Consider the following 24,789-nt stretch of genomic DNA (forward strand, 5'->3'; position numbering starts at 1 on the left):
CAAGGCTAGCGCCGTTGGCGCAGGCGCCGGCTTGGTCGTGGCCGGCACGGCTAGCGGCGACCGCGTAGATGCAGGCGACGCCAACTCAGGCTCAGAGGACCCCTGTTGGCTCCCGAAAATGAGAACGATTGCCCCGACACCGCCGTACACCCACCATGGCGCCTTCTTGCCCAACGGACCTCCTCTTGCGCCGCTGGCCTACAGTCCGCGGTCATGATCTACCAACCACGTCGGCTCTGCATGAGGCTATGACCAAGATCCCATGGTTGCCGACACTGTACCCACATCGCGGATCGCGCCCCTTGGTCGCCGGTTGCCAACTTCAACGGCTGCGGCACATGCGTGTCTTGACCTTGGATACGGCAACCCTGCGAGGCGTGAGGCTGCAGGTCAATGGCATCGTGCGTCCCGGCCACTCTTCCGTTCCTAAACCGCGTGCCATAGAGGGGCCACCAAGATCGACAGGTATGCGGCGGGTACGGAACGCGGCCCGCATCGCCCGGAACTGATGAGAAACGATGCGATTCGAATCGGCAGGTCAGGGACCCTCGCGCACCCGCTTGCCCAGGTGACCAGGTCAGCGCTGAAGGTACAACCTGTACCGATACGACAGCCAGACCGGTACAGCAGCCACTCCCAGCCTGGCGTTCTTGCTCCACCGTATGGGCGAGTCAGCATCGGTCCACTAGGTCTTACTTGCCGGCTGCTGCGGCGACACCATTGGGTCACAAAGACGAGAGGACTGGTTAGGTGTTGGGTTGCGAAGTCTCGACGATTACCAGCATCGGCTTGGGTCCTTGCGGCGTCGCAGCGATGGGACGGTGCGCCACCTGCCATAAGGCCTTCTGTCTGACGCATCAGGCGCGGACCCCGATGACCGCATACACCGATCGCTGCGCGCCGTGCCAGGCGGAGCAGGAGCAACGGCTAACGCAAGCGAGGCAGTCGAGCGCAAATCAGGTCGAGGCCGCCTGGGATCGGGTCCGCTCGGCGGCCCAGGCCCTAGCCGATGCCGATGCGCCGGGGCTTACCGCCCGGCAGCAGTTCGCCGGTGTACGAAAGGCGTTCTTCAGCCACGAAACCCTCTACGACGATCTGGAGCCGGCCTGGCCGGTGACTGACTGTACGTGGGACGTCCCGGAATCGCGCCAGGACGGCGGCGGTGAACGGCTCCTCCCAACCGGCGTGACGAGGAACGGTGACCTGGTTCCACTGCACAACACAGGCTGGAACGAGCAGCCGGTCAGGAAAACGAGGGACAAGCAGCGCCTGACGACCGATCCGGGTAATCGCGTCCGTTCCATCCAGCGCACTGCGATTGAGCTGAACGCAATTGCCGCCCAACTTGAGCGGCGCCTCAACGGGCATTGATGGACCCAAGAGGTAGCCCGCCATGACGGCAACCACACCGAAGGCTGACAGACGGCCAACCGCGCCAACGAATACCCATCCAGAGAGCGTGCGCCCAGCAATCGGGAGCGAGCCGCCGCCGCGCCTCTTAATCTGGGACACGGCCTGCCCGGCAAATGCGTGTCTTGACCTTGGGTGCGAGGCAAGCAGTACCTTCAATCGCGCAGGTCAACAGGCCGCCGTGATCGAGCCGCCCGTCCGTTCCTAAACCGTGTGTCGCAGCCGAGCAGCCAAGCCGGCGAACGGCGGCGGACACCGACAGACCGCAGGCGTAGGTAGGCGAGGACCAGGACCACGCCGCCCGGCAGGCCGCGACGGACCCGTAACGCGTAGGTCAGGATGTGGAGCGGCCAGTGCCGTACAGCAGCGAGGTACAGCAACCCGTCGTACCAAGCCAGACCGCAGGAGATCGAGACGGTCCGCGTCACCTCGCACCCGACCACTGCCGACCTCACTGCCTGTACTCGGAAGCTACGGGTGCATCGACGGCAACCGCCCCGATCCACGCCGTTCAGACCCAACGCCATCTGCGTACTGGATCAGGCGCGCCCGACGAACCCGACCACAGCAGGCCGAAGTGCTCTGCCCGACCTCGTACGGAACCGCATCGCGCCCGCCGAGGCCGGTGCATGACGCAGAGGAGATCGCCGTTCTAGGTACAGAGATGCCCCGGCCGAAGCCGGGGCATTCGAACCGTGCCTTGTTCGGGATGCAGCACCGAGGCGGCCTACTGCGGGCTGCTTTGCTTATTCCATAGAATGCTGGTAATAGTGACCGTATCGCGCGAATTCGCTTCTGCTTTATAGTATGAGTCGATGTGCACGGCGGCAGGGTAGCCGTCTGACGTAGTCATGCAGAACCAAACCAAGTCACCGGGTCCATCGGCGTGCCAAATCTTTATATCCCACGTTCTGCTTTGGGGAAGCGGCCAGCAATCACGTAATTCGGGCTGGGCCGTATTACCTGATCGGGGCACGTCTGACCGCAGGGATTCATTGACACTAACCGTACCTACCGGCGAGAATCCGACATCCAAGTTGGTCGACCCATCGTCGTTGAAACCGCCGGATGGTGTTGGAGTAACTCTATCTAGGTCAATGCCTTCTCCGAGCTTGAGGGTCACGGTGACACGTCGAGGAAATGACGGAGCGGTCGAACCTGGCCCAGTCTCCGTAGATCGACCGTTTTGAGGCGACGATGAAGCTGCTGCCGCAACTGTAGCGCCACCAGCAGCTTGCGATCTCCCGGGCTCGGGCCTATCCAGCGAATCGATCCAATCCGCCCATGGCGGGACGAGACCCGCTATAGCTACAATCGTGCCCACCACTGCGAGCCAAATGGACAACTTTGCAAAACGCTGCGACTCAGCCATGCCCACGCCCCTCCTTTCGCGTGGACAGCATAGGGCCTGTGACGCAACGGAGTCCGGTCAAGGCAATACGAGCGGATCGCGGCACGGCCGGGTATCTGGACTGGCACGGGCCAACCTCGACAGTGGCTCACTCGCGTTGCAGCGCGGGTCAAAGAAACTCCGGACATCCGACGACAGCAACCGCGCCCAACAACGGCGGTCGGCTACGACTGCGTCCGCATCCACGAACTGGCGCAACAGCCGCCCGACTGACGCCAGGATCGTGTCTTCTAATCCGCGGGTCGTCCGCGAGGTCAGGTCTGGCAAATGAGTGTCATGATCTTGGGTGGGCGCGGCGGCGCACTCCACGTTCATGCAGGCCGGCAGCGTGATATCACCGGGAGGCTCGTCCGTTCCTAACCGTGTGTCGCAGGTTCGGATCCTGCCGGGGGCTCAGGCCGTCTGTGGGCCGTCAGGCCGTCGGTAGGCCGTCCAATGTCGACCAATGCCGACCGAGGTCGACCAACGATGACCGATGCGTCACCCTCACCGGCTGGCACGGCAAATGGGTTGCGCCGCGACTCAGGACGGTGTGGTCTTGCGTCGTGGACGCCGAGAAGATCCTCGCACTGTTCGACCGGAACATCCGCCGGAATCCTAGTGCTACCAACGGAAGCGTGGTCGAGCGTGAGCCCGGCATCGTGCGGGTCGTGTCGGCCAGCGACGGCTGGCACGGCATCTCCTGGTGCGACCTGGACGGACTCGACGCGGACGCGGTCATCGCCGCGCAGATCCAGCGTTTCGGCCGGCTCGGCCAGCCGTGGGAGTGGAAGCACTACTCGCACGACCGTCCCGCGGACCTTCCCGAGCGGCTCCTCGCCGCCGGGTTCGAGCCCGACCCGGTCGAGGGCCTGCTCTTCGCCGAGATCGCCGACCTCGCCGGGCGGCCCGACCTGCCGCTGGACGTGCGCCTTCCGGCCGGCACGAGGCTCGAGGCGGTCACCGACGCCGCCGGTGTCGACCTCGTGGTCGCCGTCCACGACGAGGTCTTCGGCGGCGATCACTCCCGCATCGGCAAGGATCTCACCGCCCGGCTCGCCGAGCGTCCCGGCTCGATCGCCGCCGCCGTCGTCATGGCCGGCGACCGCCCGATCTGCGCCGGCCGGATCGAGTTCCACGGCGGCACCGGCTTCGCCAGCCTGTGGGGCGGCGGCACCGTCGCGGACTGGCGCGGCCGTGGTGTCTTCCGCGCCCTCGTCGCCCACCGGGCCGCCCTCGCCGCCGCGGCCGGCTACCGGTACCTGCAGGTCGACGCGTCGGCGGACAGCCGGCCGATCCTGCGCCGGCTCGGCTTCCAGCAACTCGCCACCACGACGCCGTTCGTCCGCAATCCCTGAGCCGGTCCGCGCTCCGGAGGGCGCCGTGGCATCGGCGCGTCCTGATCGTTCGGACGCGACCGATCTCCGGGCCGGCGGTGATCTCGGCCGGCCGGACCGCGACCGGCAACAGCACGGGCTACGTCGAGCGACCGGCAACGGCGCGGGTCAACCCGGCGCTCGACCTGCGACGACCACGCGCGCCGGCCCGCGCGGGCGCGGCGCCGTCAGGTGCGGACGGCGCGCACCGCGGCGAGGAGGTCGGCGTGCGTGATCGGGGACGCCGCCGAGCCGTGCCGCGCCTCGTGCATCGCCTTGTCCAACTGCGCCCGCCGCAGCGCCTCCTTGAAGTCCGCGCCCGTCATCCCCGTCGACGCCGCAGCGAGGGCGGCGACGTCCAGGTCGTCGGCGAACAGCCGGAACCCACCGACCTCATGCCGCGCGATGAGCCGCCGCAGCAGCTTCGTGAGGATGTCGGCGCGGGCCTGCGGGCCGGGCGGCGGGACCGAAAGCTTGAGGTCGAAGCGCCCGGAGCGCACCAGGGACGCGTCGACCCGGTCGGGAAAGTTGGTCGTGGCCACGACGATGACGTTGGGGTTGTGCTCGATGAGGGTGTTCATCTCCTGCTTGAAGATGCCCGCCACCGCGTTGATCATCTGGCCCGCGGCGTCGAAGCCGCCGCCGGTGTAGCTGATGATCGAGTCGAACTCGTCGAAGAGCAGCACCGTCGGGTGGCGCAGGCGGCGGGCGTCGGCGAAGATCCGCTGGATGTTCTTCTCGGAGTTGCCGACCCACTTGTCGAGGATCTCCGGGGTGCGGATCTCGCGCAGGTCGCCGCCGATCTCGTTGGCGAGGGCGCGGGCCAGCATCGTCTTGCCGGTGCCGGGCGGGCCGTAGAGCAGGATGCCCTGGGGGCGGGTGGCGCCCCAGCGGGCCATGACCTCCGGGTGGCGGAACGAGACGGCCACGTCGCGGAACTGGGCGACCACCTCGTCCAGACCGCCGACGTCGTCGAGCCGCACGGTCTCCGAGCCACCGTCGGTCAGCTCCGCGGTTTTCGCAGCGGGGCTCACGGTGACCGGGCCGGTGGCGCCGGTCAGCTCCATCACGGCGAAGACCAGCGACGGCAGGTCGGCGGAGCGCAGGACCAGGTCGGCGCCCTCCTCCACGACGGAGACGGTCGGGTCGGGCACGGTCGTCGGGCGTTCCCGGGCGCTGCGGGCCAGGCCGACCGCGATCACCGCGCCGAGGACGGCGCCGGGCAGGCCGAGCAGCCGGAACAGCGCCCCGCCCGCGGCGCCACCGACGAACGCGCGGGCGATGCCCGGCAGGCTGACCGAGTTCCGCGACCAGCGGGCCGTGTAGCCGTCGGGCCCGGCGGTCAGTTCGACCCCGCGGTCGGGCAGGTCGTGGCCGATCGACCGGGGCGGGTCGCCGGCGGTGATCAGGTGCGCGTCGACGATGCGCAGGGAGCGGCCCGACACCTCGATGAGCTCGATCTCCGGCCGCAACTGCATCCTTCGAGTCTGCCACGCGCCGGGTGCAGCGGCAGGGTTCGAAGGTACCGGAGAAAACGTGGATAAAAAACAAGAAAAGCGACAAGATCTAGACATGAAACATCCCCGGAGTAGGGTGCCGGGGATAGTGAGAGGGGGGCCATGCTCGACCGGTTCAACGGTCTGCCGCCCGCCGCGGCGCAGCAGGCGCTGCTGGCCTGCTGTGCGTCGCCCGGCTGGGCCGCCAGGGTGGCCGACCACCGCCCATATCCGACGTCCGCCGACCTCATCGTCGCCGGCGTCGCCGCGTTCGACGAGCTGACCTGGCCCGACCTCGCCGAGGTCCTCGCCGCGCACCCGCGCATCGGCGAGCGGCCCACCGGTGACGGCGCCGAGGCCGCCTGGTCACGCCGCGAGCAGTCCGGCGTCCAGGGTGCGGACGCCGAACTCGTCGCGGCCAACCGGGCCTACGAGGACCGCTTCGGCCACCTGTTCCTCGTCTTCGCCAGCGGCAAGTCGGCGGACGAGATCCTCGACGCCGCCCGCGGCCGGCTCGGCAACGACGAGGAGACCGAGCGGCGCGTCGTGCGTGGCGAACTGCGCAAGATCGTGGAGCTGCGCCTCGAGCGGCTCGTCACATGAGCGGCCCGGAGCGCAGCGCCGCGCCGCGCTCAGTCCGCCGCCGGAGCGCGGCGGAGGTGGCGGCGTGAGCTTCTCCACCCACGTCCTGGACACCTCGAAGGGACTGCCGGTCGCCGGTGTGCCGGTGCGCCTGGAGACCCCGTCGGGTGCGCACAGCGGAGTCACCGACACGGACGGCCGGTGGCGGCTCGAAACACCGTTGCAGGCCGGTCGGCACCGCCTCGTCCTTGAGACGGAGTTCGCCTCCGACTTCTTCCCCGAGGTCACCATCGTCTTCGCCGTCGCCGACGACCGGCACCACCACGTGCCGCTGCTGCTGAGCCCGTTCGGATACTCGACCTACCGAGGGAGCTGAGACGTGCCGACCTTCGCGCTCGGGCCCAACCAGTACGGCAAGGCCGAGACCCGCATCGTGCGCGTCACGCGCGGGCCAGGCGGCGACGAGATCACCGACCTCAACGTCAGCGTCTCATTGCGCGGCGACCTGGCCGCCAGCCACCTCACCGGCGACAACGCCGCGGTCCTCCCGACGGACACGCAGAAGAACACGGTGTACGCGTTTGCCCGCGAGCACGGGATCGACGGCATCGAGGCGTTCGCGACCCGCCTGGCCCGGCACTTCGTCGAGTCGCAGCCGAGCATCCACGGCGCGCGGGTCGCCGTCGAGCAGTACCCGTGGCAGCCGGTCGACGGCAGGCACAGCTTCCGTCGCGACGGCGGCGAGATCCGCACCGCCACCGTCCACCACGACGACGCCGGCACCCAGGTCGTGTCGGGCGTCCGGGATCTGGTGCTGCTCAAGACGACCGACTCGGAGTTCCACGGCTTCGTCCAGGACCGGTACACCACCCTGCCGGAGACCCGCGACCGGATCCTCGCCACCAGCGTGAACGCCACCTGGCGGCACGCCGGGCCGGCCGGCGACGCCTACGGGACCGCGCGCGCCGCCCTGATCGAGGCGTTCGCGGACACCCACAGCCTGGCCCTGCAGCAGACCCTGTACGCGATGGGCGAACGGGTCCTCGCCGCCTGCCCGGGGGTCGTCGAGGTGAAGCTGTCGCTGCCCAACCGGCACCACTTCCTGGTGGACCTCACGCCGTTCGGGCTCGACAATCCCAACGAGGTGTACTACGCCGCCGACCGGCCCTACGGGCTGATCGAGGGGTCCGTCCGGCGCGACGACGACGTCGCCGAGGAGGTCGCGTGGAGTTTCTAAGACCGTCCACCTGGGACGAGGCCCTCGCCGCGAAGGCCGAACACCCCGACGCCGTGCCGATCGCCGGTGGCACCGACGTCATGGTCGAGCTCAACTTCGACCGCCGCCGCCCACCGGCGCTGCTGGATCTGACCCGTGTCGCGCCGCTCGCCGACTGGGCCGCCGACGGCGACCGGCTGCGGATCGGGTCCGGGGTCACCTACCGGCGGATCATCGACGAGCTCGGCGGGCGCCTGCCCGGCCTGGCGATGGCGGCCAGGACCGTCGGCTCGCCGCAGATCCGCAACCGGGGCACCGTCGGCGGCAACCTCGGCTCGGCCTCGCCCGCCGGCGACGCCCACCCGCCGCTGCTCGCCACCGGCGCCGAGGTCGAGGTCGGGTCCGTGCGGGGCGTCCGCACCGTCGCCGTGGCCGACTTCTTCCAGGGTCCCAAACGCAGCGTCCTGGCGCCGGACGAGCTCATCGCCGCGTTCCTCGTCCCGGCCGCGACCGGCCCGCAGCAGTTCGCGAAGGTCGGCACCCGCAACGCGATGGTCATCGCCGTCTGCTCGTTCGCCCTGGCGCTGGATCCGGTCCGGCGCACCATCGGCACCGGGATCGGCTCGGCCGGCCCGACCCCGTTGCGTGCCATGGAAGCCGAGGCCCTGGCCGCCGAACTGCCCTGGGAAAGCAAAGTGCTGCCCGACGCGGTCGTGCGGCGCTTCGGCGAGCTGGTCGGCGCGGCCGCCCGCCCGATCGACGACGTGCGTGGCAGCGCCGCGTACCGCCGCCACGCCCTGGCCGTGCTGGGTGGCCGGACCTTGCGCTGGGCATGGGAGGAGCACCGATGCGCGTGAACCTGACCGTCAACGGGGAGGCCCGCCAGGCCGACGACGTCTGGCCGGGGGAGAGCCTCCTGTACGTCCTGCGCGAACGGCTCGGCCTGCCCGGCGCGAAGAACGCCTGCGAACAGGGCGAGTGCGGCTCCTGCACCGTCTACCTCGACGGGACCCCGGTGTGCGCCTGCCTCGTCGCCGCCGGCCAGGCCGAGCACCGCGACGTGCGCACCGTCGAAGGACTTCCGGGACCCGACGGCCTCGACCCGGTGCAGCAGGCGTTCCTGTCGGCCGGGGCCGTCCAATGTGGATTCTGTACCCCCGGCCTCGTCGTCGCGGTCCACGACCTCCTGGCCCGTAACCCGAACCCCAGCGACCCCGACATCCGTGAGGCGCTCGCCGGCAACCTGTGCCGCTGCACCGGCTACGAGAACATCGTCGCCGCGGTGAAGCTGGCGGCCGGCGCATGATCGTCATCGAGCACTGCGCGGTGTCCACGGTGGACGCGGCCGGCACCGAGCACGCCGACGGCCACATCGTCGTGGAGGGCAACCGGATCGTCGCGGTCGGCCCCGGCCGGTATGCGGGGGCACCGGGCGCGACCCGGGTCGACGGCACGGGCTGCCTCGCCACGCCCGGGCTGGTCAACACCCACCACCACCTGTACCAGTCCGCCACCCGCGGCTACGCCCAGCAGGAGATCCTGTTCGGCTGGCTGACCGAGCTGTACCCGGTCTGGGCCCGCATCGACGCGGGGATCGTGCACGCCGCCGCGGCCGCCGGCCTGGCCCAGCTCGCGCTGTCCGGCTGCACGACCAGCACCGACCACCACTACGTGTTCCCCCGCGAGGGCGGCGACCTGCTCGCCGCGGAGATCGACGCGGCCGCGGCGGTCGGCCTGCGCTTCCACCCGTGCCGCGGGTCGATGGATCTGTCCGAGAAGGACGGTGGCCTGCCGCCGGACAGCGTGGTCGAGGACACGGACGCGGCCCTCGCCGCGACGAAGGACGCGATCGACCGCTTCCACGACCCGTCGCCGGGCGCGATGGTGCGCATCGCGGTCGCGCCCTGCAGCCCGTTCTCCGTCACGCCGCGACTCATGCGCGAGGCCGCGGCCCTGGCCCGCGCCGAGGGCGTGCGGCTGCACACGCACCTCGCCGAGACCGTCGAGGAGGAGGTGTACTGCCAGAAGGTCCACAACTGCACCCCGGTGCAGTACGCCGAGTCGCTCGGCTGGCTCGGCGACGACGTATGGCTCGCCCACGCCGTGCACCTGGACTCCGACGCGATTGCGAAACTCGGCGCGACCGGCACCGGCGTCGCGCACTGCCCCAGCTCCAACGGCCGCCTCGGGGCCGGCATCGCCCGGGTCCGCGACCTGCTCGACGCCCGCGTCCCCGTCGGTCTCGGCGTCGACGGCGCCGCGTCCCAGGAGGCCGGGCAGCTCGGCGCCGAACTGCGCCAGGCCCTGTACCTGGCCCGGCTGCGCGGCGGGCCGGCGGCGCTCACCGCCCGGGAGTCCCTGGCGCTGGGCACCATGGGCGGCGCCCGCTGCCTCGGCCGCGACGACGAGCTCGGCTCCCTGGAGGTCGGCAAGCTCGCCGACATCGCGCTGTGGCGCCTCGACGGGCTCGGCCACGCCGGCATCGACGACCCGGTCGCGGCACTGGTCTTCGGCCCGCCCGCACCACTGCGGCTGCTGCTGGTCGGCGGCCGCGCGGTGGTGCAGGACGGCACGCTGTCCACGGTGGACGAATCAGTGGTGGCGGCGTCGCTGACCCGGGCCGCCCGCACGCTCAGGGAGCGCCGATGAGCACTGTCTCCAGCTCGACCGGGCCTCGCCCGTCGGTGCCGAGGGCCGCCTGCCCGCACGTGGTGGCCCGATGACCACCGCGGTAGGCACCAGCGCGGGCATCGGCACGTCGCCGCTGCGGCCGGACGGGACGCTGAAGGTCACCGGCGAGTTCGCGTTCTCCTCCGACCTGTGGGCCGACCGGATGCTGTGGGGCGCGACCCTGCGCAGCCCGCACCCCCGGGCCCGGATCGTCGGGATCGACCTCACCGGCGCCGTCGCCACCACCGGCGTGCACGCCGTGCTCACCGCCGAGGACGTCCCGGGCAAGAAGCTGTACGGCCTCGAACACGCCGACCAGCCGGTGCTCGCCATGGGCCAGGTCCGCTACGCGGGTGAGCCCGTCGCGATCGTCGCCGCCGACCACCCCGAGACCGCTCGCCGGGCCGCCGCCGCGATCGTGGTGGAGTACGAGGTGCTGCCGCCCGTCGTGGACAGCGTGCTCGCCATGCACGAGGCGTCGGAGCGGGTCCACGACCGGGGAAACCTGCTGCGGCACGTGCCGATCCGCAAGGGCGACCCGTCGGCCGGTGCCGCGATCGTCGTCACCGGCGACTACGAGGTCGGCATGCAGGACCAGGCGTTCCTCGGCCCCGAGTCCGGCCTGGCCATCCCGGCCGAGGACGGTGGCGTCGACCTGTTCATCGCCACCCAGTGGCTGCACGGCGACCTCGGCCAGGTCGCCGACTGTCTCGGGCTGCCACCGTCGAAGGTCCGGCTGAGCCTCGCCGGGGTCGGCGGCGCGTTCGGCGGGCGCGAGGACGTCAGCATGCAGGTCCACGCGTGCATGCTGGCCCTGCACACCGGCCGTCCGGTGAAGATGGTCTACTCGCGCGAGGAGTCCTTCCACGGCCACGTGCACCGGCATCCGGCGCGGATGTGGTACGAGCACGGCGCCGACGCGGACGGCCGGCTGGTGTACGTGAAGGCCCGCATCGTGCTGGACGGCGGTGCCTATGCGTCCACGTCGATGGCCGTCGTGGCGAACGCGACCACGCTCGGCATCGGGCCGTACAAGGTGCCCAACGTGGTCATGGACGGCTACGCGGTCTACACCAACAACCCGCCGTGCGGTGCCATGCGCGGCTTCGGCGCGGTCCAGGCGTGCTTCGCCTACGAGTCCCAGATGGACAAGCTCGCCGCCGCGCTCGGCCTCGACCCCGTCGACGTGCGGGTGCGCAACGCCCTCGAACCCGGCGACACCATGCCCACCGGCCAGGTCGTGCACGGCCCGGCACCCGTCGCCGACCTGCTCGACCGGGTCCGCGCCGCCGAGCCGCCCCGGCCGCGCGGCGACGACCTGCGCGAGCTGCCGGGCGGCGTCGCCAACACCACCCACGGCGAGGGGGTCCGGCGCGGTGTCGGGTACGGCATCGGCATCAAGAACGTCGGCTTCTCCGAAGGGTTCGACGACTACTCGACCGCCCGCGTCCGGCTCGAGGTCGTCGGCGGCGAACCGGCCGCCGTCGTGCACACCGCCGCCGCCGAGGTCGGCCAGGGCCTCGTGACGATCCAGGCCCAGATCGTGCGCACCGAACTCGGCGTCGAGCAGGTCACCGTCGCCACCGCCGACACCACCGTCGGCAGCGCGGGGTCCAGTTCGGCGTCACGGCAGACGTACGTCACCGGTGGTGCCGTCAAGGCCGCCTGCGAGGCGGTCCGGGCGGCCGTGCTGCGCCGCGCCGGGCGCGACGACGTCACGCTGCGCGGCGGCCGGCTCGTCACCGAGGGCGGCGAGGTCGTCGCGGACCTCGTCGACGTGCTCGGCGACCGGCCGATCGAGGAGACCGTCGAGTGGCGGCACAAGCCGACCCACCCGCTCGACCCGCGCACCGGGCAGGGCGACGCGCACGTGCAGTACGCGTTCGCCGCGCACCGCGCCACCGTCGACGTCGACGTGGAGCTCGGCCTGGTGCGGGTCGTCGAGATCGCCACCGCCCAGGACGTCGGCCGGGCCCTGCACCCGCAGTCGGTGCGCGGCCAGATCGCCGGCGGCACCGCGCAGGGGCTCGGCCTCGCGGTCATGGAGGAGATCCAGGTCGTCGACGGGCTGATCCGGAACCCGTCGTTCACCGACTACCTCATCCCGACCATCCTCGACGTGCCGCCGATGCACATCGACGTGCTCGAGCTCGGCGACCCTTCGGCACCGTATGGTCTGCGCGGCGTCGGTGAGCCGCCGACCATCTCGTCCACGCCCGCGATCGTCGCCGCGATCCGCGCCGCGACCGGACTCGCGCTCAACCGCGTCCCGGTGCGGCCCGAACACCTGACGGGGACCTGACCATGGGACTCACCGACCTCGACCTCGAGGAGCTCCTGGCCCACGCCGAGCACCTGGACCGCCTCGCCCTGCCCGGCCAGGTGCCCGAATCCCTGTCGCGGCGCCCGGTGCACACCTGCTATGTGCCCGCAGACCGCTTCGGGCCGTCCACCGTCACCGACTGGGGCGCGCAGGCCCTGCAATCCATCGAGGCGCACGGCCTGCCGGACTTCGCCGAGTCCACAGTGGACATGGTACGGGCCAAGCTCGCCGTCGAGCCGGTCGAGGACCTGCGGGTCGACTTCGAGGACGGCTACGGCTTCCGTCCTGACGACGTCGAGGACGCGCACGCCCTGGCCGCCGGTGCCGCGCTGCGCTCGGCGGCGACGCCGTTCAGCGGGCTGCGGATCAAGAGCCTCGAACCGGCGACGGTGCTGCGCGGCGCCCGTACCCTCGACCTGGTGCTGACGGCGCTCGGCCCGCCGCCGCCCGGGTTCGTCGTCACCATCCCGAAGCCGACGTCGGTCGCGCACGTCGACACCGCGGTCCTGCTGTGCCGGCAGCTGGAGCACGCGCACGGCCTGGAGGAGGGGCGGCTGCGCTTCGAGCTGCAGGTCGAGACCCCGCAGGCGGTCCTCGGCGCCGACGGCCGCTCGCCGTTGCCGCAGATGATCCTGGCCGCGCACGGCCGGCTCAGCGGGCTGCACTACGGCACCTACGACTACAGCACCGCCCTCGGCGTCGCCCCCGCGCATCAGGCGCTCGACCACCCGGTCGCCGACCACGCCAAGTCGGTCATGCAGGTCGCGGTCGCCGGCACCGGCGTGCACGTCGCCGACGGCTCCACCAACATCCTCCCGGTCGGTGACACCGCCGCCGTGCACGCCGCCTGGCGGCTGCACGCCCGGCTCGTCCGCCGGGGCCTCGAACGCGGCATCTACCAGGGCTGGGACCTGCACCCCGGGCAGCTGCCGACCCGCTACGCGGCGACCTTCTCCTTCTACCTCGACGGGCTGGTCGAGGCCCGCCGCCGCCTCGACGCCTACCTGTCCCGCCGGGACAGCGGCATCCTCGACGAGCCCGCCACCGCCCGCGCCATCGCCCGCTTCCTGCTCCGGGGCGTCCACTGTGGAGCATTGTCGGCGTCGTCCGTCGGGCGACCGATCGAGGATCTGGAGGCACTGTGACGTTCACGCTGCGGTCGCGGCAGGTGTACCTGCCGGACGGTCCCCGCCCGGCGACCGTCACCGTCCACGACGGTCGGATCGCCGCCGTCGGCGCGGTGGACGACCCGTGCGACGGTGAGCTGCGAGACCTCGGCGACCTCGTGCTGCTGCCGGGGCTGGTCGACACCCACGTGCACGTCAACGAGCCCGGCCGCACCGAATGGGAGGGCTTCGCCACCGCCACCCGGGCCGCGGCCGCCGGTGGCGTCACCACCATCGTCGACATGCCGCTCAACTCGCTGCCGCCCACCACGAGCGTCGCCGCGCTGCGCGAGAAGCAGGCCGCGGCGACCGGCCAGTGCTACGTCGACGTCGGCTTCTGGGGCGGTGCGATCCCCGGCAACGCCGGCGACCTGCCCGCGCTGCACGACGCCGGGGTCTTCGGCTTCAAGAGCTTCCTCGTCGACTCCGGCGTCCCGGAGTTCCCGCCGCTGGACCGGGCCGGGCTCGCGGCCGCGTTCGCCGCCGTCGACGCGCTGTTCATCGTCCACGCCGAGGACCCGGGGCAGCTGCGCGACGCGGCCGCGTCCCGCGCCTACGCCGACTTCCTCGCGTCCCGCCCGCCGGCGGCCGAGGTCACCGCCGTCGGCACGGCCCTCGCCGTCGCCAGGGCCGCCGGCGCCCGGGTCCACATCCTGCACCTGTCGGCCGCCGACGCGCTGCCGTTGCTGCGCGAGGCCGCCGCCGGCGGGGTGCGGGTCACCGCCGAGACCTGCCCGCACTACCTCACCCTCGACGGTCTGGCCGTCCCCGACGGCGCCACCGAGTTCAAGTGCTGCCCGCCGATCCGCGACCCCGCCAACCAGGACGGGCTGTGGGCGGGGCTCGCCGACGGGACGATCTCGATCATCGTGTCGGACCACTCACCCAGTACCCCCCACCTCAAGCGACGCGACAGCGGCGACTTCGCCGCCGCATGGGGCGGCATCGCCTCCCTGCAGCTCGGGCTCAGCGCCGTGTGGACGGCGGCGCAGGACCGCGGCTTCACCCTCGCCGACGTGGTGCGGTGGATGGCGCTGGGCCCCGCCGACCTCGTCGGCCTGCGCCACAAGGGCCGCATCGAACCTGGCGCCGACGCCGACCTCGTCGCGTTCGCCCCCGACGAGTCCTTCGTCGTCGACGGGGCCGCCCTGCACCACAAGCATCCGGTGACGCCCTACGCCGGCACCACGCTGCGCGGCGTGGTGCACACCACCTGGCTGCGGGGGGCACCGGTCGGGGACACTCCACACGGGACGTTCCTGCGGCGGGAGGATGACCGATGACATTCACGGAGCTGCCGGACCTGGCGTCCAGACTGCTCGGTGGCGGGGTCGTCGACGCCAACGACGAGTTCTTCGCCGCCCGCGACAACCTGGTCAACCCGGAGCCGTCGACGTTCGAGACGTGGACGTTCGGGCCCAAAGGCAAGGTCTACGACGGCTGGGAGACCCGCCGCCGCCGTACCCTCGGCGCCGACCTGCACGACTGGGCCGTCGTGCGCCTCGGCGCCCCCGGTGCCGTCCACGGCGTCGTCGTCGACACCGCCCACTTCACCGGCAACTACCCGCCGCACGTCTCGGTCGACGGCTGCGAGGTCGCGGGCCACCCCGCGCCCGCGGCGTTGACCGGCTGGTTCCCGCTGGTGGAGCGGTCGACCGTCAAGGGCGACACGCGCAACCTGTTCGAGGTGACCGACCACCGGCGGGTCACCCACGTGCGGCTCAACATCTTCCCCGACGGCGGCGTCGCCCGCCTGCGCGTCCACGGCGTCGTCGAACCCGACCCGGCGCTGCTGCACGGCATGACCGTCGACCTGGCCGCGCTCGAGCTCGGCGGCCTCGTCGTGGACTGCAGCAACCGCTTCTACGGCTCCGCCAACAACCTGATCCTGCCCGGCCACGCCCGCGTCATGGGGGAGGGCTGGGAGACCGCCCGCCGCCGCGACGACGGCAACGACTGGGTCCTCGTCCGGCTCGCCGCGCCCGGCACGATCCGCCTCGCCGAGCTCGACACCACCCACTTCAAGGGCAACGCCCCCGGTGCGGCCCGGCTGCGGGGCACCGTCGACCCGACCTCAGAATCGGCCTGGTTCGATCTGTTGCCCCGGGTCGACCTGCAACCCGACACCCGGCACCGCTTCCGCCTCGACAGCACCACCCCGGCCACCCATGTCCGCCTCGACGTCTACCCCGACGGCGGCATGGCCCGGCTCCGCCTGTTCGGCGAGGCCGCCTGACGTCGGTGGTTGCATCCGGTACCCGCGGGTAAGGTTCTGCTTACCAGGGCACCGGCCCGTGACGGGAGGACGGGGTGACGGCTACCGCGATCGACTCCGGCCTGTTCCGGCGCGTCCTGCGGCGTCACGCCGCCGCTGTGGTGGTGGTCACCGCACCGGGCGAGCCGTCGACGGGGTTCACCGCCACTTCCTTCACATCCGTCTCGCTGGACCCGCCGCTGGTCTCCTTCTGCGTCGCCAAGGCCGCCTCCGCGTGGCCGACGGTCCGCGGCGCCGGCCTGGTCGCCGTGCACGTCCTCACCGCCGGCCAGGAGCCGGTGGCCCGCACCTTCGCGGCCCGCGGCACGGACCGGTTCGCCTCGCATGCCGCGGCCGGCGGCACCTGGACCCCCGGTCCCGACGGCGTGCCCCTCCTCGACGACGTCCTCGCCGTGCTCATCTGCGAGGTCGTCAACCACGTCGAGGCCGGCGACCACGTCATCGTCGTCGCCTCACCGGTGCACGCCACCCATCACGCCGACAGCACGGCGACGCCCCTGGTGTACCACGACGGCGCGTACCTGGCGCTGGACCGCTGACTCCTTCCTGTGGGCCGTGATCTGCCGGGTTGCGCGGTCAGCGGTGGCCGGCGTCCAGGGTGGTCGTCCACAGGACCGCGCCGTCGAGGTCGCGCAGCCGCACCGTGAGGTCGCGGCTCCACGGGTCGATCTCCACCTCGCCGAAGTGCTGGAAGCCGCCCATCGGCGAGGTGTTGGCGACCGGCGGCGCGTGCACGAACGCCGCCTGGGGCCCGAACGTGCCGTCGAGGGCGTTGGGGCCGAACGCGCCCGCGTTCGCCGGACCCGAGACGAACTCCCAGAACGGCGTGAAGTCCTGCACGGCGGCGCGGGCCGGGTCGTAGTGGTGCGCGGCGGTGTAGTGCACGTCGGCGGTGAGGAACACGATGCCCCGCACACCGGCCCGGTGCGCGGCCCGCAGCACCTCGGCGAACTCCAGCTCACGGCCGAGCGGGGCACCCCCGTCGCCCTGCGCGACACCCTCCTGCGCGGCCGGTCCGTCGGGCACGACCAGGCCGAGCGGCAGATCCGCGGCGATGACCTTCCAGGTCGCGGTCGACGCGCGCAGCGACCGGATCAGCCAGGCCCGCTGCTCGGCGCCGAGCAGGCCGCGGCGGGGATCGGCGTAGGTGTTGGCGTCGTTGGGATCCTTGTACGTGCGCATGTCGAGCTTGAACACGTCCAGCAGCGGGCCGTAGGCGTACTTGCGGTACACCGGGCCGGGAGCGAGCGGCGCCCACTCGAAGAACGCCTGCCTGGCGCGGGCGGCGAGCACGTCGACGCGGCGCTCGGTGTACCGGGCGTCGTCAAGGATCTCACCCGGGTACCAGTTGTTGAGGACCTCGTGGTCATCCCACTGGTTCAGTTGTGGCACCTCGGCCAGGAACGCCTTGTAGTTGGCGTCGAGCAGGTTGTAGGCGAACTGGCCCCGGTACTCGTCGAGCGTCTCCGCGACCTTGGACTTGGCCGGCGTGACCACGTTGCGCCAGACCCGCCCGTCCGGCAGGGTGACGGTCTCGGCGAGCGGGCCGTCGGAGTAGACGGTGTCGCCGCTGCACAGGTAGAAGTCCGGCTTGACGGCGCGCATCGCCTGGAAGATCCGCATCCCGCCGATGTCGGGGTTGATGCCCCAGCCCTGCCCGTTGATGTCTCCGGTCCAGACGAACCGGATCCGGCGGTGGCGCTCCGGGAAGCTGAACGAACCGGTGAGGGGTGCACCGGCGTGCTCCGCCTCGACCCGCACCCGGTAGTAGGTGCGCCCGCCGGACCGCGGGCCGGGAACCTTGAGCTTGCCGGTGAAGTCGCCGGACGCGTCGAGGACCGGGCCGCGCAGCGTGCGAGCGTGCTTGAAGTCGGGACGGTCGCTGAGCTCGACGAACATGCGGCCGGCCCGGTCGGCGCGGGTCCACACGTACGCCGAGCCGCCGGTGACCTCGCCGCTCTGCACGCCGTGGGTGAGCACCGGACGACCCGACGGGACGAAGGCCGCGGCGGGTTTCGCGGTCAGGATGCTGGGAGCAGCGACGCCGGTGGCGGCTGCGGCGGTCGCGCCGAGGACCAGGCGCCGGCTTACGGATTTCGTCATGTACCGAGATCTATCGAACCGAGTCGACGCCCAGGTGAACGCGTCGGTGCCACTCGACGAAACCGGCGGTGCGCGGTGGACCTCGTCGGCGGGGTCGGTCAGGTGGGCGGTGCGCCCCAGACCTGCTCGGCGACGCGGCGGAAGTTGCCGCCCAGGATCGCGGTGACGGCGTCCGGCGGGTAGCCCCTGGCCTCCAGGGCCGCCTCGACCCGCAGCAGCCCCTCCGGCGGCATGAACTCGATCGGGCCCCAGCGGGTGTAGCTCTCCGGGAACAGGCCCGGGTTGCTCGTCATCTCCAGGTTGAAGTCCTCGTGGTCGAACGGGAAGTCGCTTGCGACCCCGACGTGCTCGGGTCCGACCAGGTCGACGGCGTAGTCGATGTGCCGGACCAGCGCGTCGACGGAGGCGTCGTTCGGGCCGAGGAAGATGCCGACCCCGGTGATGCCGATGACCCCGCCGGTCGCGGCGCAGGTCTCGGCCTGCTCGTCGGTCACGTTGCGTGGGTGGTCCCACAGGCCGCGCATCGAGGAGTGGCTGTAGACCATCGGGCGGGTCGTGGCCTCGGCCAGGTCGAGGCCCGTCCGGACGCTGCAGTGCGAGCCGTCCACGACCATGCCGACGGCGTTCATCTCCCGCACCAGGGCCCGGCCGTATGCGGTGAGTCCCTCGTCGACCTGGTCGAGGCAGCCCGAGCCGGCGGCGTTGCGCAGGTTGTAGGTGGGCAGCATCGTGCGCACGCCCAGGTCGAAGAACTCCCGGACGAGCCCCAGGTCGCCGCCGAGCGGCCCGGAGTCCTCCAGGTCGAACGCGACCGCGACGCCGCCGTCGCGGCGCACCCCGTCGACGGCGGTGAGCGTGTCGCCGAGCACCAGGTCATCCTCGAGTGCCACGCCGGTGCGGAACGCCGCAAGCAGCGTGCGGACGTCGTCGGCGCTGTGCGGGGCGTAGCCCACGTTGACCGACGCGAACGTCCCGCCGGCCCGCCGGTAGCGGCGCAGCTCACCGAGCCGCGCCTCGGCGGACAGTGGCAGGCAGGTGTGCTGCTCCCAGAGCAGCCGGTCGCTCGTCACGCCGCGAACGGTACCGTGCGGGCGGCGGAGGGCAGCGTCGGTCGTCGCGGCGTTGCATGCCGCCGGCGGGGCGGTGCGCCACGACGCGTTGCGGGCCGCCGGCGGTCGGTACGCTCGTCGGGTGAGACGCGCCCTGGTGGTCGGCAACAGCGACGGCATCGGCCTGGCCCTCACCCGCCGGCTGGTCGCCGAGGGCTGGAGCGTCGTCGGTGTCTCCCGCAGCCCGAGGGACGACCTCGTCCAGCACGTCGTGGACGTCACCGCCGCGGAGTATCCCGAGGTCCTCGCCGCGGTCGGGCCGGTCGACCTGTGCGTCTACGCGGCCGGCGTCGGCGAGCTGTTCGACCCGGCCGACCTGGCGGCGCAGACCAGGGCCCTCGAGGTGAACCTGATCGGCGCGGCCCGGACCGTCGAGGCCGTCGTGCCGGGCATGCTCGCGGCCGGCGGTGGGCATTTCATCGGCCTGTCGAGCCTCGCCGACGTGCTCATCTCCGCCGACGCACCCGGGTATGCCGCCTCGAAGGCCGGGCTCACCTCGTATCTGCTCGGGCTGTCCGCCGCGCTGCGCCCGAAGGGCGTCGCGGTCACCGCGGTCCGCTTCGGCTTTGTCGACACGAAGATGGCCAAGGGTGCCGCGAAGCCCATGATGGTCGGGGTCGACCGCGCGGTGGACGTGCTCATGCACGCGGTTCGCAGCCGCCGGCCGGTGGTGTCCTACCCGCGGCGGATGTCGGTCGCGGCCCGGGTGCTGCGGCTGGTGACCAGGAGCACGCTCAAGCGGTGAGCTCCGCCTCGTGCCGGACGGCGTCGTCGAGGCGGCGGCGCAGGTCGTGCACCCGGCGCAGGACGACGCCGATCGGCAGGCCCGGCTCGACCTCGGTGTGGCCGCTGTCGCGGGCCTCCTCGACCAGCCGCTCGGCGAGCCCGTCCAGCGGGGCGTCACCCTCGAACAGCAGCCGGTAGGCGCGTTCCTTCGTCTCCGGCGGCGGCGCGGCGGCCCGCAGCCCGGTCCACTGGTCGTCCAGCCAGCAGTCCAGGACGCCGGTCAGCACGAGCACCGCGTTGGCCCGGTCGTGCGGGTCGGTCGCGGCGGTGACGTGGGCGTCGAACCGTTCGCGCAGACCGGCGACACCCAATCCGGCGACCAGGGCGCCGCGCAGTGCCCAGCGGACCGTCCCGGTCGAGCCCGACCACGTCTCCCACCCGGGGCTCCACAACGCCAGGTCGAACGCCTCCCGACCGGCGTCGCCGAGCAGGGCCAGACCCAGCAGCAGGCCACCGTTGCAGTCCGTCGACGCCCAGGCCGTGCCCCAGTCGAGGAGCCGCTCCGCCCAGGTCGGGTCGCCGGTCTTCACCGCCAGAGCGGGCAGCAGTTCGGGGAACAGTCCGCGGCCCTCGTGCCGGCGCAGCTCCGCCCCGACGTCGACGCCGTCGCACCTGAGGTGGACGAGGCCGAGGACCGCGGCGCACTGGGCGTCCCAGTCGCCGTGGAGCGCCTGGTCCCAGAGGATGAGCGTGGCGTCCTCGTGCCCGAGATAGCCCACGGCGTGCAGCACCTCGGGGTTGCGCTCGCGCGCGCCGAGCAGCGCGGCCGCGGTGGCCGGGTCGCCGTGGCAGGCGAGGACGGGCAGCAGCGCGTGCCCGGCGGCCGGGTCGCGGAGGAACACGGGCAGCAACGCGGCCGCGTCGCCGGCGCCGCCGTTGCGCCGGATCGCCCGGCCCGCGGCCCGGACCCAGACGTCATACCCACCGGCCGCCCCGCGGGCGTGACGGTCGATCAGCTCACGGGTGATCTCCAGCATCGCCCGCCGACTCTAACGCCGGCCACCAACCCGCAGGACCGGCCACCGTCATGTCCGCGCGAGCCGGCCGCGTCGATCCTGGTGTCATGAGAGGCGCGTTCCGGCCGCGTGAACGACCAGAACGCGCCGCTGATCACCGAAAGATCAACTGTAGACACCGACAAACCGTGCAAAACCACTTCGGGTGTGGTCAGCGGACGTCGGCCAGGGTCTCCACCAGTTCCTTGCAGAACGCCGGCAGGTCGTCCGGTTTGCGGCTGCTGATCAGCGGGCCGTCCACGACGACCTCCTCGTCGACCCAGGTGGCCCCGGCGTTGCGGAAGTCGGTCTGCATCGACGGCCACGACGTGACCCGGCGCCCGGTGACCCCGCCGGCCTCGATCAGGACCCAGCCCCCGTGACAGATGACCGCGATCGGCTTGCCGGCCGCGACGAAATCGCGGACCAGGTCCACCGCCGGCCGCTGCCACCGCAACAGATCACCGTTGGCGACGCCACCGGGTAGGACGAGCGCGGCGTAGTCCTCGGCGCGGGCGTCGGCCGCGGTCACATCGACGTCGAACGCATCTGTTCTGTCCAGGTGGTGGTAGGCCTGGACCCGGCCCGGCTCGGGCGAGATCAGCCGGGGCATATGGCCGGCGTGCTCGACGGCCTTCCACGGCTCGGTGAGCTCAATCTGCTCGATGCCCTACTTGGCAACCAGAAACGCGACATTCATCGCTGATGTCCTCCTTCTGTGCCGCTGTGCACTTCCGTTCCGCCCTCCACTACCCGGTTGGGGACCACCCAAGCGTGTGACGGCCCACCCGGGGGCGCCGGGACGCGGCTATCCTCGGAACCGGGATGTCGAGGAGGGTCAATGGCCAAGGCGACTGCCGCCACGTTGTCGCGCCCTTCCGGCAGCTCGCCGCTGCCGGAGCTCAAAGCCTCGTGGTGGGAGTCGCACAGTGTGGCGCTGGCCAACGTGCGGTTCGGGGCGATGGCGCGGCGCCTTCCCACCGTCCTGCGGCAGGTGACGGGCTGATCGAGGTCGCCGCGCGCAAGGCCGGCGCCCACGAGATGATCGCCGGGCTGCCGGCTGGCTACGGCACGCTGCTGTCGCGCAACTTCGCCGGCGGGCAGGACCTCTCCGGCGGCCAGTGGCAGCGTCTCGCGGCGGCGCGCGCGTTCTACCGCGACGCCCCGGTGCTCATCTGCGACGAGCCGTCCGCGGCCCTGGACGCGCGGGCCGAGCACGCGCTGTTCGCGGCGCTGCGGGCCGGCGCGCCCGACCGGATCACGGTGCTCATCACGCACCGCCTCGCCAACGTCCGCCACGCCGACCACATCTACGTCCTGCACGAGGGCCGCATCGTCGAGCACGGCGCCCATCTCGACCTGCTGGCGGCCGGCGGCACCTACGCGGAGCTGTTCGCATTGCAGGCGACGGGGTACACGGCCGCTTGATACGTTTCGCGGCGTGATCGAGGTACAGGTGCGCAGGGCCACCGCGGCGGACGCCGGCGAACTGGTCCGGCTGCGGATGGTGATGTTCGGGTCGATGGACGGCGCCGCGGTCGAGCCGGGGGAGTGGTCGCGGGAGGCCGCGCGGTCGCTGCGGGAGCGGCTGCCGGAGCCGGACGCCCGCACGGCGGCGTTCGTCGTCGACCGGCCCGACGAGCCGGGACGGCTGGCGGCGTGCGCGGTCGGCGAGATCGACGTGCGGCTGGGCTCGCCGTCGAACCCGGCCGGCCTGAGCGGCTACCTGTACAACGTGTCCACCGACGGCGCGTACCGGCGGCGCGGCTACTCGCTGGCGTGCGTGACCGCGATGCTGGACTGGTTCCGGCACCGCGGGGTCGCGCGGGTGCAGCTGCACGCCACCGACAACGGCTACGAGCTCTACCGCCGGCTCGGGTTCCGCGACGTGGATCACGCGTCGATGGTCATCGCCCTCTGAAAGTCGATGGTCACCGCCCTCTGTAACCAGCGGGGCGTCACGTGCCCGGCCGGCCGGTCCGGGCGGCGTCCAGCGCCGACTGCAGCGACCGCCGGTAGCCGTCGCTCGTGTACGTGGCACCCGACACCGTGTCCAGGTCGGCGCTCTGCCGCTGCAGGGCCTGCTCCCGCAGCACCGGCGCGGCCCGCATGCCGATCTCGATGCCGCGCGCCGCGGCCGTCGGCAGCTGCACCGCTACCACGTCGACGAGCCGCCCGCCCCGCACGTCGATGCGGACCTGGACGGGACCGAACGGGTTGGTGACGACCGCGCCGAGGTGCGAGCCGTCCATCATGCGGCTGGGATCCACGACCCCGACGCCCGGCGCCCGCGACGTGGCCGTCGCACCCGGCGCGCGGGCCGTGGACGGCCCGGCCGGCCGGCTGGTCGTCGCGCCGGTCACGGCAGCGGCCGGCGCCGGCCCGGTGGCCGGTGGCAGCTGGGACTTCACCGCGACCAGGACCGCGGTGAGCACCCCGGTGCCGAGGACGGCGAACCCGATGCGGCGCATCAGAACTCGAACGGGTCGAGGTGGATCTGCCGCGGCGGCACCCCGGCCCGGCGCAACGCCACCACCGACGCGTCGACGAGCCCGGCGGAGCCACACAGGTACACATCCCGGCGGGTCAGATCCGGCACCAGCTCCACGAGTCCCCTCGGACTGAACGCACGTCGCGGGCCGGGGTCGTCCCGGCCGCCGGTGACATACCAGACCTGCGCGTCGCGGGCCTCGGCGAGCAGCTCCAGCTCCGAACGGAACACCAGCTCATCGGCGTTGCGGGCGCGGTACAGCACGACCGTGCGCGGCGGCAGCTCCTCCAGCAGCGCCCGGATCGGGCCGATCCCGCTGCCGCCCGCGATCAACAGCGCCCTGGCCTGCCGGCGGCGGTCGGCGGTGAAGTCGCCGCTCGGGCCCTCCACGAAGACCCGCGTGCCGGGGCGCAACCGCCGCAGGCCCGCGGTGTGATCGCCGACCGCCTTCACGGTCAGCCGCAACCACTCGTCGTTCGGGGCCGCCGACATCGAGAACGGGTGCGCCTGCCACCAGTTGCGCTGGTCCAGGAACCGCCAGCGGCAGAACTGGCCGGCCCGCACCCGCAGCTCCGGCAGCCGCTCGCCGCCGATGTAGATCGAGACCATGCCGGGGCCCTCGGCGACGACGGCCCGGACCCGGAACCGGTGCCGCAGGTTCATCCGCACCGGCGCGACGACCCGCCCCCAGCCGACGGCGGCGACGACCGCGCACCACAGCAGCAGCGAGAACCAGCGGGAGAACCCGGGCACCGACATCTCCTGCCCGACCGCGAACTGATGCCCCACCGACAGCACCAGCACCAGGTAGGACGTCAGATGCAGCAGGTGCCAGACCTCGTAGGACATCCGGCGGCGCAGCAACGGCAGGGCCAGCACCGCGAGCGCGACGAGGATCCCGGTGGCCACGAATGCGCCCAGCATCCCGGTGTACTTGTCGACGGTGAGCAGCCTGACGACCTCGCGCGCGGGGCCGACGCGTTCGAGCTTCGCGTACCCGAGGACGATGAACGCGGCGTGCGCGACCACCGCGGCGACGACGAACACGCCGAGGTCCCGGTGCCAGTGCAGCAGGTCCCGGGCCCCCAGCCAGCGGTCCAGCCAGGCCACCCGGGACATCAGCAGCACCTGCACCAGCAGGACGTAGCCGGCGACGAGACCGGTGATCCGCCCGACGGCGGTCAGCGACGTCGCCGGGTCACGCAGGAACCCGGCGGGTGTGTTCCACCACCAGGGCAGCAGGGTCGCGGCCAACCCCAGCCAGAATGCGGCGATCGTCAATGCCCGCCAGGCATCGACGGACCTCCGGCGCCGGTACGGCCGGCGAAACTCGCGCGGGATGTGCGCAACGTCTGAGACTGCCCCTTGAATGTCCACCGGGGACGGTCATACCAACCGCAC

Annotated in this window: 23 protein-coding genes and 1 pseudogene; 17 read left to right on the plus strand and 7 right to left on the minus strand. The window is 72.0% G+C overall.

The genetic code is table 11. From position 1 onward, the window contains the following. Window positions 1-873 precede the first annotated feature (873 nt). Both ACFPIJ_RS62795 and ACFPIJ_RS62800 read left to right on the plus strand, forming a co-directional pair. Window positions 874-1,371: a hypothetical protein gene (locus ACFPIJ_RS62795; RefSeq protein ID WP_380129129.1), complete on the plus strand. Its 498-nt coding sequence runs from the start codon at window positions 874-876 to the stop codon at window positions 1,369-1,371. A gap of 2,067 nt (window positions 1,372-3,438) precedes the next feature. After that, window positions 3,439-4,158 (plus strand): GNAT family N-acetyltransferase, encoded by a 720-nt coding sequence (locus ACFPIJ_RS62800; protein ID WP_380129130.1) that lies wholly within the window; start codon window positions 3,439-3,441, stop codon window positions 4,156-4,158. A 206-nt stretch (window positions 4,159-4,364) separates the two neighbouring features. Here the strand turns inward: ACFPIJ_RS62800 and ACFPIJ_RS62805 are convergent, their stop codons facing one another. Further along, window positions 4,365-5,654, minus strand: coding sequence for an ATP-binding protein (locus tag ACFPIJ_RS62805; protein WP_380129131.1), 1,290 nt, complete (start codon window positions 5,652-5,654; stop codon window positions 4,365-4,367). A gap of 141 nt (window positions 5,655-5,795) precedes the next feature. On the opposite strand from ACFPIJ_RS62805, the gene uraD reads away from it, so the two are divergent. The 11 genes from uraD to ACFPIJ_RS62860 all read left to right on the plus strand — a co-directional run bounded on the left by uraD (window position 5,796) and on the right by ACFPIJ_RS62860 (window position 16,443). Then, on the plus strand, window positions 5,796-6,275 hold the full coding sequence (uraD, locus tag ACFPIJ_RS62810) for a 2-oxo-4-hydroxy-4-carboxy-5-ureidoimidazoline decarboxylase (RefSeq protein WP_380129132.1): 480 nt from the start codon (window positions 5,796-5,798) through the stop codon (window positions 6,273-6,275). A 64-nt stretch (window positions 6,276-6,339) separates the two neighbouring features. Beyond that, window positions 6,340-6,630: a hydroxyisourate hydrolase gene (locus tag ACFPIJ_RS62815; RefSeq protein WP_380129133.1), complete on the plus strand. Its 291-nt coding sequence runs from the start codon at window positions 6,340-6,342 to the stop codon at window positions 6,628-6,630. Window positions 6,631-6,633: 3 nt separating this feature from the next. Then, entirely contained in the window at window positions 6,634-7,491 is an 858-nt protein-coding gene (gene pucL, locus ACFPIJ_RS62820) for a factor-independent urate hydroxylase (protein WP_380129134.1), read from the plus strand. Then, complete coding sequence (locus ACFPIJ_RS62825) at window positions 7,479-8,327, plus strand: FAD binding domain-containing protein (protein ID WP_380129135.1); 849 nt, start codon at window positions 7,479-7,481, stop codon at window positions 8,325-8,327. The genes pucL and ACFPIJ_RS62825 overlap by 13 nt, the downstream gene beginning before the upstream one ends. After that, complete coding sequence (locus ACFPIJ_RS62830; protein ID WP_380129136.1) at window positions 8,318-8,776, plus strand: (2Fe-2S)-binding protein; 459 nt, start codon at window positions 8,318-8,320, stop codon at window positions 8,774-8,776. Before ACFPIJ_RS62825 ends, ACFPIJ_RS62830 begins: the two co-directional genes overlap by 10 nt. Next, window positions 8,773-10,119, plus strand: coding sequence for an 8-oxoguanine deaminase (locus tag ACFPIJ_RS62835; RefSeq protein ID WP_380129137.1), 1,347 nt, complete (start codon window positions 8,773-8,775; stop codon window positions 10,117-10,119). Before ACFPIJ_RS62830 ends, ACFPIJ_RS62835 begins: the two co-directional genes overlap by 4 nt. 70 nt (window positions 10,120-10,189) lie before the next feature. Continuing rightward, a complete protein-coding gene (gene pucD, locus ACFPIJ_RS62840) occupies window positions 10,190-12,442 on the plus strand; it encodes a xanthine dehydrogenase subunit D (RefSeq protein ID WP_380129138.1) in 2,253 nt (750 codons plus the stop codon). Window positions 12,443-12,444: 2 nt separating this feature from the next. Next, on the plus strand, window positions 12,445-13,608 hold the full coding sequence (locus ACFPIJ_RS62845) for a DUF6986 family protein (RefSeq protein ID WP_380129139.1): 1,164 nt from the start codon (window positions 12,445-12,447) through the stop codon (window positions 13,606-13,608). After that, a complete protein-coding gene (gene allB / locus ACFPIJ_RS62850) occupies window positions 13,605-14,912 on the plus strand; it encodes an allantoinase AllB (protein WP_380129140.1) in 1,308 nt (435 codons plus the stop codon). The genes ACFPIJ_RS62845 and allB overlap by 4 nt, the downstream gene beginning before the upstream one ends. After that, window positions 14,909-15,865 carry an allantoicase gene (gene alc / locus ACFPIJ_RS62855; RefSeq protein ID WP_380129141.1) on the plus strand — a complete coding sequence of 319 codons (957 nt, stop codon included), beginning with the start codon at window positions 14,909-14,911 and terminating at the stop codon, window positions 15,863-15,865. The genes allB and alc overlap by 4 nt, the downstream gene beginning before the upstream one ends. 74 nt (window positions 15,866-15,939) lie before the next feature. Beyond that, window positions 15,940-16,443 carry a flavin reductase family protein gene (locus tag ACFPIJ_RS62860; RefSeq protein WP_380129142.1) on the plus strand — a complete coding sequence of 168 codons (504 nt, stop codon included), beginning with the start codon at window positions 15,940-15,942 and terminating at the stop codon, window positions 16,441-16,443. A gap of 37 nt (window positions 16,444-16,480) precedes the next feature. On the opposite strand, the gene ACFPIJ_RS62865 is transcribed toward ACFPIJ_RS62860, so the two are convergent. Both ACFPIJ_RS62865 and ACFPIJ_RS62870 read right to left on the minus strand, forming a co-directional pair. Continuing rightward, window positions 16,481-18,007: an alkaline phosphatase D family protein gene (locus ACFPIJ_RS62865; RefSeq protein WP_380129143.1), complete on the minus strand. Its 1,527-nt coding sequence runs from the start codon at window positions 18,005-18,007 to the stop codon at window positions 16,481-16,483. Window positions 18,008-18,105: 98 nt separating this feature from the next. After that, the gene (locus ACFPIJ_RS62870; protein WP_380129144.1) at window positions 18,106-19,077 is read right to left on the minus strand and encodes a dipeptidase; all 972 of its coding nucleotides are present in this window, start codon (window positions 19,075-19,077) and stop codon (window positions 18,106-18,108) included. Between the two features lie 121 nt (window positions 19,078-19,198). On the opposite strand from ACFPIJ_RS62870, the gene ACFPIJ_RS62875 reads away from it, so the two are divergent. After that, entirely contained in the window at window positions 19,199-19,861 is a 663-nt protein-coding gene (locus ACFPIJ_RS62875; protein WP_380129145.1) for an SDR family NAD(P)-dependent oxidoreductase, read from the plus strand. Here the strand turns inward: ACFPIJ_RS62875 and ACFPIJ_RS62880 are convergent. Further along, window positions 19,851-20,879, minus strand: coding sequence for a hypothetical protein (locus tag ACFPIJ_RS62880; RefSeq protein WP_380129146.1), 1,029 nt, complete (start codon window positions 20,877-20,879; stop codon window positions 19,851-19,853). The genes ACFPIJ_RS62875 and ACFPIJ_RS62880 overlap by 11 nt on opposite strands. Window positions 20,880-21,069: 190 nt before the next feature. Next, window positions 21,070-21,564, minus strand: coding sequence for a type 1 glutamine amidotransferase domain-containing protein (locus ACFPIJ_RS62885; RefSeq protein ID WP_380129377.1), 495 nt, complete (start codon window positions 21,562-21,564; stop codon window positions 21,070-21,072). Between the two features lie 174 nt (window positions 21,565-21,738). Here ACFPIJ_RS62885 and ACFPIJ_RS62890 point away from each other — a divergent pair, with 174 nt between their 5' ends. The 3 genes and pseudogenes from ACFPIJ_RS62890 to ACFPIJ_RS62900 all read left to right on the plus strand — a co-directional run bounded on the left by ACFPIJ_RS62890 (window position 21,739) and on the right by ACFPIJ_RS62900 (window position 22,818). Then, window positions 21,739-21,903: a hypothetical protein gene (locus ACFPIJ_RS62890; protein WP_380129387.1), complete on the plus strand. Its 165-nt coding sequence runs from the start codon at window positions 21,739-21,741 to the stop codon at window positions 21,901-21,903. Next, window positions 21,903-22,325, plus strand: a pseudogene (locus tag ACFPIJ_RS62895) (ATP-binding cassette domain-containing protein); the annotation flags it as partial. The gene ACFPIJ_RS62890 and the pseudogene ACFPIJ_RS62895, both read left to right, overlap by 1 nt. 13 nt (window positions 22,326-22,338) lie before the next feature. Next, entirely contained in the window at window positions 22,339-22,818 is a 480-nt protein-coding gene (locus ACFPIJ_RS62900) for a GNAT family N-acetyltransferase (RefSeq protein ID WP_380129147.1), read from the plus strand. Between the two features lie 37 nt (window positions 22,819-22,855). On the opposite strand, the gene ACFPIJ_RS62905 is transcribed toward ACFPIJ_RS62900, so the two are convergent. Beyond that, a complete protein-coding gene (locus ACFPIJ_RS62905) occupies window positions 22,856-23,368 on the minus strand; it encodes an FMN-binding protein (RefSeq protein ID WP_380129148.1) in 513 nt (170 codons plus the stop codon). Beyond that, on the minus strand, window positions 23,368-24,669 hold the full coding sequence (locus ACFPIJ_RS62910) for a ferredoxin reductase family protein (RefSeq protein ID WP_380129149.1): 1,302 nt from the start codon (window positions 24,667-24,669) through the stop codon (window positions 23,368-23,370). Before ACFPIJ_RS62910 ends, ACFPIJ_RS62905 begins: the two co-directional genes overlap by 1 nt. Between the last annotated feature and the right edge of the window lie 120 nt (window positions 24,670-24,789).

This window comes from Dactylosporangium cerinum (assembly GCF_042653625.1).
Taxonomy (GTDB): domain Bacteria; phylum Actinomycetota; class Actinomycetes; order Mycobacteriales; family Micromonosporaceae; genus Dactylosporangium; species Dactylosporangium cerinum.